We start from the raw sequence: 15885 nt of genomic DNA on the forward strand, positions 1-15885 counted from the left end.
TACCCAATCAACTTGAAGATGCAGGCTTGAACACCTGAAAATTATCATTGATTCGAGACGTCAGCGAGCCTGCAATCTCTGGAAGAGTCACCGTAAAGAATTGGGTAATGGCTTCCTTGAAATCCCGTTTACTTTTGAAGTAAACGTTATTCCTTGACTTCTCGTTCATAACCTTCCAAAGCCGCTCTATTGGGTTAAGATTCGGGCTGTAAGGTGGGAGATAATGCAGTTCAATATTAAGGACAAATGCCGCATCTCTGACTAAATCACTGCGGTGATATCCAGCTCCATCTAAGATGACATGGAGCTTGTGATTTAGCGGGTAGCTCTCTCTGAGTTTGCAGAAAAATCGAACCATGTTTTCACTGTTAATGCTGTCGTATTCGCTAACAATGGTCGCTCCAATATCTGATAGGTTCAGAGCACCAACAATGTTCAATCGGCTACGATTACCTGTTGTGTCCAGAACTTTACTTTGACCTGTACGTATCCAACCATGGGAGAGTTTGGTTGACAGTGTGGGGTGAACGGCATCGATAAACACTATCGATTCATCCTCGCCACAGCTTGCTTTCAGTGCTTCATAAGCCTCTATGAACGCTTGCTGTTTTTCCTCATCGAACTTATGTGGAACGCCTTTCGGCTGCTTGTAGCTGAAACCATTGTGATGAAGCCATTTGTTCATGCCAGGAACACTATAGTGAATCTGAAACCTTTCAAACACGTACGCAATAATCTCGGACGAATGGTGGTATGTATTTTCAGTTAGATGCTGAACCAACTCTTGGGTTTGCCGAGCCGATAGATAGCTTTGTGAACCGCCATTTTCAGGCTTGGAGCTTGTTCGACTCTAGGTAATCTTTGATATGTTGTCGAACAGTGGATTCATGAATAAGAAGTGCGTCTGCAATTTCTTCGGGGCACCAACCATTACTCGCATGAATAACCGCTTTTATACGGTCACGAACTCGTCCGTCACGCGTTGTGCTGTGCTGGATTTTTAGTTCCTGCTTTTGTTCATTGGTCAGAGTAATTTTCATAGTTGCTAGCATGATCCTCTATTCAGGAAAAATCAAGCGTCTTCAATGATCACGGGTATAGACCGAGAAAAAGAAGGAAAGAAACCGCTAAAAGAACGACCTTCTGAGCAGAAGACCAAGAATACGAAGAGCAGTACGACTGACCCAGAAAGTGGCTTCATGACCCGCGACAACAAGCCGCAAGGGTTCTTCTATCTCGACCACCGCACGGTCGATGGTCAGCATGGCATCATCGTTGATACCCACGCGACCGCGGGGAATATCAATGACTCCCAACCTTATATCCACCGCCTCGACTACACACTTGAACAGTTTAATCTCAATCCTATCGCCGTTGGCCTTGATGCCGGTTACTTCACTGCCCCTGTCGCAGAATCCCTTGAGCGCAGAGGGATACTTGGTGTGTTCGGCTATCGCCGACCATCACGAACAAAGAATGCCTTCAAGAAGAAGCACTTCATCTATAACAAAGAAAAAGACAGCTATCGTTGTCCTAACGGACAAGAACTTATTTACAAGACAACATCACGCGACGCTTATCGAGAGTATCACTCAGACCCTAAAGAATGCGTGTTCTGCCCAATGCGTGATGAATGTACTCAAAGTAAAAACATGAAGAAGGTCGTTACAAGGCATATCTATACGGAGGCCATGGATAGAGCGAACGTGATGCGAGTCTCCGCTTATGGAAAGAAGACCTACAGGCGTAGAAGTGAAACGGTAGAAAGAAGCTTCGCCGATGCAAAACAGCATCACGGTCATCGTTATGCTCGCTTCCGTGGCCTAGCCAAGGTGCAGATGCAGTGCTGGTTGGCGGCAACTGCTCAAAACATCAAAAAGATAGCGTTGGTGGTGAACTATCTGCGTAAACTCGGCCTAAATCGAAGTGAAATACCGCAAATCCTCGCTTATGTACGCCAACTTAAGAACACTAACGCCCCACAGGTTACTTGACAAAAAATATCGCGATCGCGACCTACGGTCGCTCATAAAAAAGAACCCCACTTTAAAAAGTGGGGTTCGTCATCAATCTGACGTGAAGCCATAGGGCTTCACGTTCTCTTATTTTCTCGGTCTATTGGCCGATTCTACAATCGAAGCTTGCGCCTTCATAGGCGTCGAAATTTAGCTCAAAGATCTTCTCACCAACTTCGTTGAACTGTCCAGTGAAGCGCAGTCCTTCAATCTGATCGGCACAGATATGGGACTCGTCATCACTCGAAGAGGAGAATTGGATGGTGTGGCCAGGAGCCTGAAGACGGAAGTTTTCCGCGTTCTCAAAATCCAAGAACGTCCCTTCTTGAGAGTCAAGTCCAAGTCTGTACTCAAAGTATTGTTGTACCAATTCACGGTTCGAATAAGCGGCATCCGCTTTTACGATTTCAGAGTCGCGAACACCAGGAAGCGGGTTGTCTTCACGTTGACCTTCTGATGCACGGTACGAGTTGGTCATTGCATAAACAACTGCGTCGTCTTCTAGTGGCTTGCCATCATAAAGAATCTCTACCAAGCGATGGTTCTCTTCCACTGGTTCGTATTGACCGTTTGGATAACGCGGTTCAACCGTAACATCTATTGTGTACTGAAGCAGACTGTTGCCTTCATCATCGAAACCACCAAAGAAAACATCGAAGTCAAAACCCATATAGCCTGAGTTTAGGAAGCTTTCGCCTTCAGCCAGTGGAAGTGTGCGGTATTGGTTAGATGCATCCCATTCGATCCACTCTTTAACTGCTTTGCCGGTCATTTTTAGTGCAGCCGGAGTGTTGTTATCAAACACATAAAGGTCTGCAATGCTGCCGTTTGTTAGTTTACCAGTGTTGATATTGGTGTAATCGTCATGCCCATTACGGCCAGACTTAAATGGTGCAGAGAGAGAAAGTACGATGTCGCCACCTTCATATCCTTCAAATGCATCTGGGTCTGACTCAATCCATTGCTCTAACGCATGCAACTGAGCTTGGTTTACTATTTGAACTGAAAGGTCAGGAATCACTTGTGTAAAGAAACTATTGATGTACTGATCCGTTTCAGCAATCTCAATACCCATGTATTCGATCGTACCACGGTGTTCTTCCGCAACCAGTGCTTCGATTACTGGATCAGATTCACGCTCAACGAGTGGGCGAAGTTCAACTGCCGTATCAGCGACGCCCCAAGTTTGGCCGCCATCAAACGAAGTAAGGCTTAAGTCAATAACGCCTAATGCTTCACCCCTTGCTCCAGGCATGGTTGCTGGTACACCGTGAATTAGACCGGCTTCTGCATCAATGCCTTCAAAATCCTCATAAGCACCATCGTAGTTCGGGAAAAATTTATGGTCATGACCGAACATAATCGCGTCGATACCGTCTACTTTTGCTAACTGGTAGGTGGCATTCTCAGCATGCAATGATGATTCTTTATCCAAGCCGGAGTGAGGAACGGCGATAATGATATCGGCGCCTTCCTGCTTCATCTTTGGCACGAAATGCTCTGCAGTTTCAATAATGTCAGATACGACTACCCAGCATTCGAGATGATTTGCATCCCACGCCATGATGTCTGGTGGAGTAAAGCCGATCACGCCAACATTTAGCGTGTAGTACTCACCATTATTCGCAAGGAAGTCTCGTTCTAAGATCACATACGGGTCGTATAAGGTATCGATTTGGTCAAAGATAGGCTTATCGTCTTCGTCGCGAGGTAGATAAACTTCACAGTTCTCGTCCGCGATAGTATTGATGTCGTGACCTTGCTTGGTTTTCCAAACATTTGAACCAACATATGGGAAGTTAGCTCCCTTAATAGCATCATCTAGGAACTTGAGACCGTAGTTGAACTCGTGATTTCCGACATTACCGGCATCGTAATTTAGGTAGTTCATCGCCTTGAACACTGGGTGACGAGCTGTCTCTAAGTATTCCACATCAAGACTTGCAATGTAGTCACCCATAGGACTGCCTTGAATCAGATCACCGTTGTCAATCAATAAGTGGTTATCAACCTCTGATCGAGCATTTTCAATGACAACTGCCGTGCGAGCTAACCCCCACTTTGGCAGATTTTGGCCTGTGTCGTCGTTGTAGCTGTACGGCATGACATTCGCGTGAATGTCGGTTGTTTCAAGTAGTCGCAATTCCATGGATACGACGTCTACTGGACTGTTATCACTGCTATTACAGCCAGCCAGAACCATAGCAATACTAGCTGCTGCTATTGCCTTTTGTGGCAACTTTTTCATCTTGTTTCTCTTTGTTTTGTAGTTGTATGTATTGAGGTTTTCGCGGGAGTAGTCTATTGGCTGGGTTTTTAAATATAAAGTGAGGGTGAGTGTTGCGCAGTCTTTATAAATAGTGCTTATGTTTCTAGAAGGTTAGCAAAAGAGGCGCAAACCTTTGCGTGGCGATAAGTTGATAACGTCTAACCGGTTATTGCAACATAGTAATTGGTGCAATGTCACATTTTTCAATGTAGTAATTGTTATTTAATATTATGATAATGTGATCTGAGTCACTTAAATATTTAAGTCCCCCAAGTTCATCGAGAAAGGTTTTATGTGGTATTAACAAAGCATTTTCAATTTTAACGCTTGTATTGATCACTAACGCTCTCGCTTATTTAGCTAAATGCCAAAAAAAGCCCTCCAATTGGAGGGCAAACAGTCAAGTATACAAGGAAAGGAATTAAGCAATATCAGACGGGAAGTTGATGCTGTCTTGGTCCAGATCACTCCAGATAGTAACTTCTTTACCGTCTGAACTTTCAAGTTTGTAACCATATAGATTTGAGGTATCAAGGTTTTGAGCTTCGTAGGCATCTTTAAGACCTTGGTCCATTTCAGCAACAGTACTCTTAAGCTCCCATCCCCAACCTGTAAGGTCAATGGAATTAGCGCCTGTACATACAAACTGGCCGTTTGCATCGCCCGCTGTGTCATTTACCACAATCTTATCTAGTGAAATAGAGATATCAGTATCAGTAGAGTTTACTTTCACGCCTTCAATCTCTTGGAATGCCGTTTTGGACATGTCGATGGTTTGTCCGTCGCCGTCATTTCCCACTACTAGTACGTCGAAGCCTTCGCCACCACTAAAGTAGACTGAGTTAGCATCTCCCGAAGTCAGCTCCTCGCTATCAAAGATTAAGGTGTCATCGCCGCTACCTGCAAACAGTTGGTCAAGACCCGAACCGCCGTCAAGAGAGTCATTACCTTCTTGACCAAAGACTAAGTCATTGCCAGACCCGCCTCGAAGCGTGTCGTTGCCTACACCACCGTCAACGAAGTCATTGCTGCTACCACCTTCTAGAGTATCGTCACCTTCTTTACCAGAAAGGTTGTCAGCACCTGAGCCACCGTACATCTTATCGTCACCCAGCTCACCGTACATTTGGTCATCGCCTGACTGACCGTACATGGTGTCGTTACCGTCTTGACCAAATAGCGTGTCGTTACCAGAACCACCTTCAAGTCGGTCGTCACCTTCACCGCCAAACAATTGGTCAACACCAGCATCACCTTTCAGCTTATCGTTGCCGACGCCACCGGTTAGTTGGTCGTCGCCGTCGCCACCAAACAGTTGGTCATTACCTGTGCCACCGTCAAGTGTATCGTTGTCGCCATAACCATACAGCTTGTCATCACCGTCGTTGCCTTCAAGGATGTCATGACCCGCGCCAGCGTTCAGTGTATCGTTGCCATCGCCACCATATAGTTTGTCGTGTCCGTCGCCAGAGGATAGGGCATCGTTACCTTCTCCACCGAATAGTTGGTCGTCACCAGCACCTGATGTAATAGTGTCGTTACCTTCATCACCGTATAGAGCGTTGTTACCACCAGAAGCAGCAATAGTATCGTTGCCAAGGCCACCGCGAATAGTATCGTGACCTGCGCCTGACTCGATGACGTCTGCACCTTCACCACCATCTATTGTGTTGTTACCAGAAAGGGCAGTGATTGTGTCATCGCCTTCATCACCAGAGATCGTATTGTTGCCAGCCTCAGCGATGATTTCATCATTACCTAGACCGCCGGACACGGTATCGTTACCTTCACCAGTCTTGATATAATCAGCGCCTTCACCACCGACAATTGAGTCGTTTCCTGTACCGCCAAACAAGATGTCATCACCCGCGCCACCGTCAATCGCGTTGTTACCCGATTCACCAAAGAGTTGGTCAACACCCTCGCCACCGATTAGGGTATCGTCACCTGCACCAGCATAAACAAAGTCATCACCAGCGCCGCCATCTAGGGTATCTTTGCCTGCACCACCCAGCAGTACGTCGGTTTCGTCGCCGCCGAACAGTTGGTCATTGCCATCGCCGCCATCTAGCGTGTCTTCACCTGCGCCACCAGATAGAATATCGGCACCGCCACCACCTGATAGATTATCCTTACCAAGACCACCGATGGCATTGTCGCTACCCGAACCACCAAATAGGGTGTCGTCGCCTTCGCCAAGGTCGATGGTGTTATTACCCGCTTCGCCGTAAACAGTATCGTTGCCTGTACCTGCATTGACAGTGTCTTTGCCGTCGCCTGCGAATAAAGTATCGTCTCCTGCGCCACCGGTGATCGTGTCATCATCTTCGCCGCCGTATAGGGTGTCAGAGGCATCGCTACCGATGAGGGTGTCATTGCCAGAACCACCAAAGATGTTGTGTGAACCGGTTGAGGCTGCAGTCAGTGTGTCGTTACCAGCTTCGCCAAGTAGGGTATCTTGACCATCATCGGTTATGGTGTCATCGCCGGCACCACCTGCTAGGAAGTCGTAACCCTCACCACCGACTAGTACGTCGTTGCCTGCGCCGCCAAAGATGGCATCGTTACCGTCTTCGCCGTATAGTTCATCATTTCCGTCACCACCATCGATATGGTCATCACCGACACCCGCTTTGACAACATCATCGCCTTTGTCTGCAAATACTGCATCGTTGCCCTCGCCAGTGTTCACTGTGTCTGTACCGATACCACCATAGACGGCGTCATTACCTAAACCTGTATTGATGGTGTTATCACCAGCCTCACCAAATACAGTGTCATTACCTTCGCCTGTCTCCACTGTGTCTGTGCCTGAACCTGCAAATACCGTGTCGTCGCCTTTGCCTGAAATGAGCGTGTCGTTGTCCGCTCCGCCAGCAAGGACGTCGCTTTCATCTGAACCCGTTAAGGTGTCATCACCCGAACCGCCGAAAAGCTCACTTCCATTTAGACCAGCAACTAAGGTATCGTCACCGTCTTCACCGAACAGTTTGTTGTTGCCTTCCTGTCCCAGAACCGTATCGTTCCCAGAGCCTGCGAAGATAGCATCATTACCTAATCCCGCCTCGATGGTGTCGTTACCACCGCCGGCAAACACTTCGTCATCTCCAGTACCTGCAATGATATTGTCGTTGCCAGCACCTGCGTACAGCTTGTCGTTTCCTTCGCCACCGTCAATTTGGTTATTACCATCACCTGCATAAATGGTGTCGTTGCCTTGCCCAGCGTTAATGACATCATCCCCACCATCTGCGTAAACGGTGTCATCACCTGTTCCAGTATCTATTTGGTTTTGACCGCCTCCGGCAAAGATAGTGTCGTTATCAGAGCCAGAGTTGATAACGTCGTCACCCGCCTCCGTGTAGATAGTGTCAATACCTTCACCAGAATCGATGACATTGTTACCGCTTTGACCGAACACTAGGTCATCGCCTTGACCAGTGGTAATAACATCATCACCTTCACCAGCGTAGACTTGGTCATTACCTGCGCCTGTATCGATAATGTCTGCACCTTGGTTTGAGTGGATAACGTCGTCGCCTTCGCCACCGACCATAGTGTCAACACCTTCGCCGCCGTATAGTTCGTCGTTACCAGCACCACCTAAAAGGACATCGTCACCAGCGTCGCCAATCAGAACGTCGTTGCCTTCGCCGCCAGCAAGTTGGTCGTTACCGTACTCACCAACAAGAACGTCGTCACCCGCGTCGCCTTGCATGACGTCGTTGCCATCGCCACCAAGAAGAAGGTCGTTGTCATCACCACCATAGATGGTGTCGTCCCCGGCACCGCCCATCGCAAAGTCAGCACCAGCACCACCAGAAATGGTATCCGCGCCTTCTTCACCTTGTAGCTCATCTGCACCTTCACCGCCTTCTAAGTAGTCATCGCCTTTACCACCGAACACTTTGTCGTCGCCAGCGTCGCCATAAAGGGTATCTGTGCCGTCATCACCTATGACAACATCGTTGCCTTCACCGCCGTAGATAACATCATCGCCGAGTTCACCAAGAAGGGTATCATTACCTGCATCACCTTTGAGCGTGTCGTCCCCATCACTACCCAGTAGCGTATCATTACCTTCGCCACCAGAAAGGAAGTCGTTTCCGTTACCACCCACTAGAACGTCATCACCTTCTTCACCGAACAGGCGGTCGTCGTTGATGTCACCATCTAGGAAGTCATTGCCAGTACCGCCGAAAATCGTGTCATCGCCTTGCTGGCCTTTTAGGATATCGTCACCAGCACCACCGTAGATTTGGTCATTGAAGATGTTGTGCACTTGAATATCGACAGTGTTAATGTCAGATACAGGTGCACCGCTGGTGTCTTCCAGTGAGAAAAATAGGGGAGCGTCACCGGAGACTTGCTCTTCCGTGAACTCAAAGTCTACAGAGATATCACCGTTTTCGTCGACGATAGCTTCTTGAGTGTGAACGACAGCGCCTGACTCGTCTTTAATGGTGACAATCACTTTGTCGTAGCTGCCTTCAACATTGAAATTCGCGGTTAGGTTGCCGGTTTGGTCGATAATGTAGTTGCCCAATCGAACACCGTGAGCATCAACATTGGTGTCAGCGCCAGCTTCACCGCCGGAGTATGTGTAAACTGAAGTGCTTGTACCCCAGTTATCATCACCAGACCCGCTGTTTGATTGCTGTGCGTTGTTCTCGTTGTTGTATTCGACATCACCTAAGACAACATCGGCACCTTCTCCTGCTTGAATGTGGTCAGAACCTTCACCACCAGCAACGAAATCATCGCCTTGTTGAGTATGGATTTCATCGTTACCGGATTTCGCATTTACGTTATCAGCTTGCTCTGTGCCTGTAATTAGGTCGTCGTGTTTAGTTCCTTCCATGGTGTCCTCTCTTAAGCCATGTTTTTGCTAGCAGCGTTAGTTAGTGATTTAGGAGGTTTTGACAACTTTTCAACAAAACCGAGTTGCATAGATAAGAGCAGAATGCGTGCCAACTGGAGATACTGTTATTAACGTATTGAATACGCGGAACTTTCTTGTTACCAGAGGGCGATGGTGTTATTTATCTGAACTGTTTTCTTAATTTGAGAATAGATCTGAGATAACGATGTGAGTCATTTTGATTAAAATGCAAATGAGTAGGCAATCATTATAGAACCATCCAGAAAACGGCCCGTGTTTTCACCAGCTTCGCTGGGGTTCCATCGATTTCCAGAGTAGTTGTTATATTGCAAAGTAATTGTACCCGGCCGCCAATCAAAATAACCGAAACCGTAGGTGTAGTCGGGGTTCCAAGGTTGTTGTTGGGATTTGTCAAAATAGTAAAATGCGGTCGCATTTATGTACCAATTGCCAAATATTGCGTATTTACAACCTAACGATGCCGTTCTGTGGTGTGCTTTATAACTACTAGATTCCAAGTCAAAATAAGAAGGCGTCCAGTTGTAGTCAACTTGACAGCCAATGCTCCCATCGTCCGTCATTCTGGTCCATTCGAGTAGTTTGCCTGTGACGGGGAATTTCCAACCGAGAGAGACTGTACCTTCATCAAACTGAGTTCTTGAGCTGTCCGGTTCTGGGCTAAATCGGTTCCCACCATAATTAGAGTAGATAAGACTGAATGTGTATGGACGCCAATCGCTGTAACCGAAGACATAGGTAAAGTCGGGGTTCCATGCCTGCTGTTGCTCTTTGTCAAAGTAGTAATAGAGGGTGCCCGACGCAAACCAGTTCCCTAACAACACATATTTAAGAGAAAGGTTCGCCGTGTAGTTGACATTAGACGGGCCGTTAATGGCGCCGGAGGGTAAGTTTGCATCTGGTGTCTGAATTAAAGGCAAGTTTAAAGAAAAGTTACCACTTAACCCTGACAAACCTTCACGTTCCTTTAGCTCCCCAAAAGGTAAGTCAAATGAACTCTCAACACCTCGCCATATTAAATCAAGCTCACTCTCTTCCTCAGCAGGGATACTTTGTCCGTTACCAGCAGTGATATTGGGTGAGATAGGCTGCGGAGCATGTTGTCTTGTTTTTGAAAGGTATTCGTCCGCTATCGTTGACGATGAAAGTAGCACCAACAACAACGGAATATTAAGGCTTACTTTCATAGAGTTGTGCATCCTTGCATTCACCTCTGAGTATCTGGTTTAAATATAGAACGTCGCTAAGGTGAAGAAAACCAATAAAAATTTGTTTTTTCTCCGACACTTTCTATTCTAGTAAATAGTTGCTCCAAAACTGAGACGTTTTCTCAAAAATGACACAGCCGAGACCTAACTCACAAAACGAAAGCAGAGAAATACTCCTTGTCGAAGACAATAAGACGACGCGTATTCTCATGAGTTCGCTGTTGAAAAAGCGCGGTTACAAGGTAACGGTAGCTGAACATGGCTACGAGGCCTTAGAGGTCTTGCAACAAAGCGAAAATATTCAGTTTGTTTTGAGTGACTGGGTCATGCCTGAAATGGATGGTGTGGAGTTGTGTAAAGCGCTCAAGTCTCACGATTACAACCGCTATATCTTTTTTGTACTTCTTTCCTCTCAAGACGACAAAGACTCCATTGTTTGTGGCATCGACGCAGGAGCTGACGACTTTGTTGCTAAAAATACGCCGATTGATGAGCTAGATGCAAGGATCAGGGCGGGCTTTAGAAACCTCCGGCTTCACAATGAGCTACTTATGAAGAATCTGGCGCTAGACTCGGCCTACGCGACGATGCGCCAAGACTTAGACTACGCGGGAGACTTTATAAGGCAGTTGCTGCCTACCAAAAAAGTATTCGACAAGGTCGCACTCGATTATACCTCGATACCCAGCGCTCAAATTGGGGGAGATATTCTCGGTTACTTTGAACTCGACGAAGAGCATCTAGGCTTCTATTTATTGGATGTATCCGGTCATGGGGTTTCGTCTGCTTTGCTGTCGTTTTCGGTCCAGCAAACCTTGTCTGTAGTCAATGGAGCAAACTCCGTAGTCTTTAAAGATACCCCAAATGGCCGAGAGATTCGTGCCGCTGACGAAGTAGTGACAAAGCTCAATGAGATTTATAGCCAAGATGATTCGAATACGCTCTATTTCACTATGGTCTATGCCGTTTTGAATCGTAAGAGCGGTGAGATGAACTATTGCGTTGCAGGTCACCCACCAGTTATCTGGTTTCAGCATGAGAGCCAATCAACGCAATTTTTGGGGGATGAAAACTTCGTTGTGGGGATGTTTGACTTCGCTGACTACAAGCAAGACTCAATCACACTAGGCCCAAACGACGAAATATGGCTTTACACCGATGGAATCACTGAAGCGAGATATGGTGACGAATTTTATACAGAAGAAGGATTAAAGCTGTTGATCGACAACAGTACAGATCTTGAGCTAAAAGATAAACCAGACGCTGTCGTTTCAGCAGTCAGGAAGTGGCAGCATAATGATGAATTTGAAGACGATATCAGTATGTTGGTCTGCAAATGGACACCGAACCAATAGGAAGGCGATATGAAGTATGAAGTAAAGAACAACGACCTGTTTACCGTCGTTGAAGTTCAAGAGGCGAGATTTGATGCGAAACTGGCTCCGATGTTCCGCCAATCGATCGAGGATATTCAAGTAGATATTAAACCTAATCTGCTTCTCGACTTATCGTCGGTAACTTTTATGGATAGTAGTGGTTTGGGAGCAGTAATGGCGGTTTACAAACTGCTACGTGATCGCCAGATAGCGATTGTAGGCGCACGCCAACCCGTTCGAGAGTTGCTTAAACTGACTCGAATGGACCGATTGGTAAAAACATTCGATACCGTTGAAGATGCGATGACCGCTTCCGCATAACAAGATAAAGGCTAGGGAGGACAGCGATGAAAGGAATGATCTTGGCTGCAGGTAAGGGAACGCGAGTTCGACCAATTACTCAGCAAATACCCAAACCCATGATTCCGATACTGGGAAAACCGGTAATGGAGTCCATGATAGAGCTGTTCGCCCAGCATAACATTACTAAAATTGTTATTAATACTAGCCACTTGTCAGAAGTGATCGAGGGCTACTTTGGTGATGGTCACCATTTTGATGTCCAGTTGTCGTACTCCTGTGAAGGAGAGCTTCGAGATGGTAAGTTTGAAAGTCAAGCGCTTGGCTCTGCCGGGGGTATGAAAAAGATACAAGAGTTTTCCGGATTCTTTGATGAGACTTTTGTCGTTGTCTGCGGAGATGCGTGGATTGACCTCGACCTAAAAGAAGCGGTGCGTAAGCACAAAAAAAATGGCGGTATAGCGACCATTATCACTAAACAAGTATTGGATGATGAAGTCGAAAAATACGGTGTTGTTGTTACCGGCGATAAGGGCATAGTTCGCAGTTTCCAAGAAAAACCTTCAAAAGAAGAAGCGCTGTCTAATCAGGCGAACACCGGTATTTATATCTTTGAACCCGCAATCTTTGACTATATCCCAGCCGATCAAGAGTTCGATATTGGTAGTGAGCTTTTTCCTAAGCTAGTTGAACAGCATGTACCGTTTTATGCGGTGGAAATGAACTTCCAATGGCTTGACGTTGGCAACATTAAGGATATTTGGGGAGTCACCAAAGATGTATTGAGCGGTAAAGTACCCGGCTATCGAGTTCCCGGAACACAGATCAAAGCGGGTGTATGGCTTGGTATCAATACCAGCATCGATTTGAATAACTGCACGATTGTTCCACCTGTTGTTATTGGCAGCGGCTGTCACATAGAAGCTGGTGCAACTATTGTTGGTCCAGCGCTTATTGGTGCTAACTGCCACGTTGAGTCGGGTGCAACCGTTACAAACTCTCTTATTTTTGATTACACCAAGATTCTTAAAGACGTCGAGGTCTCGGAGCAAACCATTTTTGGTGACTATAGTATCGGCCATGACGGCAATTCCGGAACCTCCGAAACATGGACAAATTTGAAACCGTATCCCGTGCTCAACCGTTTATCTGATGCGATTAATAAAATGTGAGGAATGTGATTTTATGACTATGGATAGCCACACATTCTCAAACACTTATATGAGTTCATTAGCTACGTCTCGCAATGTTGCAGATGATCTTAAACGCTTTTGGTCGGGCTGGAATATTCAAGGTACTACAATCGATGAGTTAGAACTGTGTGTGGTTGAACTGGTAAACAACGCTTACGAGCATGCTTACAAAGAGGCGGAAGGAAAACCAATCGAAATAATAAGCCGCTGTCAGAATGCCAAAATTATTGTAGATATAGCCAATTTTGGTGAAGGAATGTCGCAAGATGAGTTCGCTTCAGCGCTAGAAGCTGATTTTATTGAGCCCGACGCCGATGACCCTGATACATGGACGACCTCTGGCAGAGGGTTCATTATCTTAGCAGCCCTAGTTGATAGCGTTGAGCTAGAACACGAGGGGGAAAAAAATATCTTTCGACTCATCAAATCTTGTAAGTCTAGCGTTTAGGCGATGAGCTATGAGGACTCTAGCATGTTTGCTTACCCTTCTAGTTGTCACTGCTTGTGTAAGTGAGCCTGACCCTGTCTATTTATCAGAAAGACATTTACTCAATGGTGATTGGAATATTGAGCTTCTTGATTCTGAAACTCAAACTGAAACAACCATAGAAGTCCCGTCTAATTGGTATTCTCAGGGGATCGAGTATTCAGGTAGTGCACTTTATCAAAAATCCTTTACTGTCAATTCAGAGCCTGACAAACGATATTGGCTAAACTTCGAGGCCGTCGACTATCAAGCGGATGTTGCTCTAAACAATATTCCACTGGGGGGACATACAGGATACTTTGGCGCGTTTGATTTTGAGGTAACCCCTCATCTAGTTTCTGGCGATAACCAATTAGCTGTAGTTGTGACCAGTGAAGATGACCCAAAAGTGAAAGATTGGTCACTAAATAAAAGAGAGATTAAGGGGGTGCTCAATCACCACGATACACGTCCCGGGGGAGCTTGGTCCGATCGAGGTCAAGATGCCAACTCGGGCGGTATTTGGGGCAACGTGTATATTGAATCCACAGGGTCAGTGGCGATAAAACAAGTGCATTTTCTACCGAAGGTTATGAAAGGGGATCAAACCGGTGCACAACTTGAACTCCAACTAGATAGCATGCTAAACGAGAATGTGACACTTATCATTTCGTTGTCTCCTGCTGGGGATAATGTTAGCGATGTTAGAGAGTCTTACACGATCAATAAAAACTTGATAGCCGGTGTGAACCATATTAAATGGTCGCTTCCAACAATGAAAAGAGCTTTATGGTGGCCTTATGATTGGGGGACACCAACGCTCTACGAACTCGCCATAGAAGTGAAAACACAAGATGGAGATCTGTCCCATCAAACCAGTCAACAAGTTGGATTCCGTAGCTTTAGTTATTCCGAAAGCGAGAAGCAGTTCTACGTTAACCATCAGAAGTATTTTGTACGTGGCACCAACTATATTGCTAGTCAATGGCTTGGTGAGGTGTCAGAGCAAGATTATCGTCAAGACCTTGAACTGATGAAAGCCGCCAATATTAATAGCGTACGAGTACACGCCCACGTCGCGGGTAAGTCTTTCTACCAAATGGCAGACCAACTAGGACTTATCGTCTGGCAAGATTTTCCTTTGCAATGGGGATACGAAAACTCAGTCTCGACGGCCGCAGAAGCAGGAAAGCAGGCTAAAGAAATGACGAGTCAGCTCTTTAATCACCCATCTATCGCTTTTTGGAGTGGACACAATGAGCCACCTTGGGATGCGACGTGGATGAAGTATAAGTATCCATCCTACGATAAAACTCACAACCAGCTACTCACGAAGACGGTGTTTGAGGCTTTGAAGGAAGCAGATGATGGTCGCGTTGTAAGAGAGGCTTCTTATACATACGAACACCCTTGGTTTGGCTGGTATTCAGGGCACTATAAAGATTATAGAAATATTCAAGGGCCACCCATTATCAGCGAATTTGGTGCGCAGGCTTTCCCTGACTTTGCCCTTAGTAAAGAGATATTGAGTGGTGATACTCAGTGGCCACCAAGCGAAAAGCAATTAGCAGCACTCGATTACAGAAACTATCAACACCATGAAACTCAGAATCTCGCCAAAGTGGACTTAGGTGAATCTCTTAGTGAGTATATTGATAATACCCAGCAATACCAAAGAACGGTTAATAAATACGCGGCGGAGCAGTTAAGGCTGAAGAAGAATAACGGTATCGCGGTTATATACCAATTTATGTTTGTCGATAGCTGGCCATCAATAACTTGGTCTGTATTAGATGATTCCCGCCAGCCAAAGCCGGCATACTTCGCACTTCAAGAGTCATTTCAGCCAATTTTGGGTGTTGTGAGTGTAAATCCAGATTCTTCGTCTAAGCTTATAAATGTCAGTGTAATCAATGACTCAAGAGATGAACTGCAAAATGTGACGGTTGCCGTGAAATGTGCAGATGAAGCAAAAGTTTCGTCTGCATGTTGGCGTAAAGCCGGCGTAAAAGTAGCGGCTAATAACGTATCGTTTGTTGGCGGTATAGAGAAAAAACTACTTGGCGAAAAATTCATCATAGAGTTGCTTGATGAATCCGGAAAGATTATTTCTAGTAATCACTATCAAGAGGGTGATTACTAGTGGGCTAGCAAGGCA

General features: G+C 46.0%; 8 protein-coding genes and 2 pseudogenes. 6 read left to right on the forward strand and 4 right to left on the reverse strand.

Going from position 1 to position 15885, the window contains the following annotated elements:
* Nucleotides 1-7: 7 nt before the first annotated feature.
* Nucleotides 8-1040, reverse strand: a pseudogene (locus AC6I8U_RS07015) (IS630 family transposase).
* Between the two features lie 60 nt (nucleotides 1041-1100).
* Here AC6I8U_RS07015 and AC6I8U_RS07020 point away from each other — a divergent pair.
* Nucleotides 1101-2032 (forward strand): annotated as a pseudogene (locus tag AC6I8U_RS07020) (IS1182 family transposase); the annotation flags it as partial.
* A gap of 83 nt (nucleotides 2033-2115) precedes the next feature.
* Here AC6I8U_RS07020 and AC6I8U_RS07025 read toward each other — a convergent pair.
* From AC6I8U_RS07025 to AC6I8U_RS07035, 3 genes are all read right to left on the reverse strand, one after another.
* Nucleotides 2116-4263 carry a bifunctional 2',3'-cyclic-nucleotide 2'-phosphodiesterase/3'-nucleotidase gene (locus AC6I8U_RS07025; RefSeq protein WP_498018136.1) on the reverse strand — a complete coding sequence of 716 codons (2148 nt, stop codon included), beginning with the start codon at nucleotides 4261-4263 and terminating at the stop codon, nucleotides 2116-2118.
* Nucleotides 4264-4705: 442 nt separating this feature from the next.
* Nucleotides 4706-9145 carry a beta strand repeat-containing protein gene (locus AC6I8U_RS07030; protein WP_498018137.1) on the reverse strand — a complete coding sequence of 1480 codons (4440 nt, stop codon included), beginning with the start codon at nucleotides 9143-9145 and terminating at the stop codon, nucleotides 4706-4708.
* Nucleotides 9146-9387: 242 nt separating this feature from the next.
* Complete coding sequence (locus AC6I8U_RS07035; protein WP_498018138.1) at nucleotides 9388-10371, reverse strand: hypothetical protein; 984 nt, start codon at nucleotides 10369-10371, stop codon at nucleotides 9388-9390.
* A gap of 230 nt (nucleotides 10372-10601) precedes the next feature.
* Here AC6I8U_RS07035 and AC6I8U_RS07040 point away from each other — a divergent pair, with 230 nt between their 5' ends.
* The 5 genes from AC6I8U_RS07040 to AC6I8U_RS07060 are packed head-to-tail and all read left to right on the forward strand — an operon-like array spanning nucleotide 10602 to nucleotide 15870.
* Nucleotides 10602-11747, forward strand: coding sequence for a SpoIIE family protein phosphatase (locus AC6I8U_RS07040; RefSeq protein ID WP_498018139.1), 1146 nt, complete (start codon nucleotides 10602-10604; stop codon nucleotides 11745-11747).
* Between the two features lie 9 nt (nucleotides 11748-11756).
* Nucleotides 11757-12089: an STAS domain-containing protein gene (locus AC6I8U_RS07045; protein WP_234495860.1), complete on the forward strand. Its 333-nt coding sequence runs from the start codon at nucleotides 11757-11759 to the stop codon at nucleotides 12087-12089.
* 26 nt (nucleotides 12090-12115) lie between these two features.
* Nucleotides 12116-13240 (forward strand): nucleotidyltransferase family protein, encoded by a 1125-nt coding sequence (locus AC6I8U_RS07050; RefSeq protein WP_498018140.1) that lies wholly within the window; start codon nucleotides 12116-12118, stop codon nucleotides 13238-13240.
* A gap of 13 nt (nucleotides 13241-13253) precedes the next feature.
* Nucleotides 13254-13709 (forward strand): ATP-binding protein, encoded by a 456-nt coding sequence (locus tag AC6I8U_RS07055; protein ID WP_498018141.1) that lies wholly within the window; start codon nucleotides 13254-13256, stop codon nucleotides 13707-13709.
* Between the two features lie 10 nt (nucleotides 13710-13719).
* A complete protein-coding gene (locus AC6I8U_RS07060) occupies nucleotides 13720-15870 on the forward strand; it encodes a glycoside hydrolase family 2 protein (RefSeq protein ID WP_498018142.1) in 2151 nt (716 codons plus the stop codon).
* Nucleotides 15871-15885: the final 15 nt, after the last annotated feature.

It is taken from the genome of Vibrio sp. KUL80, from assembly GCF_059725495.1.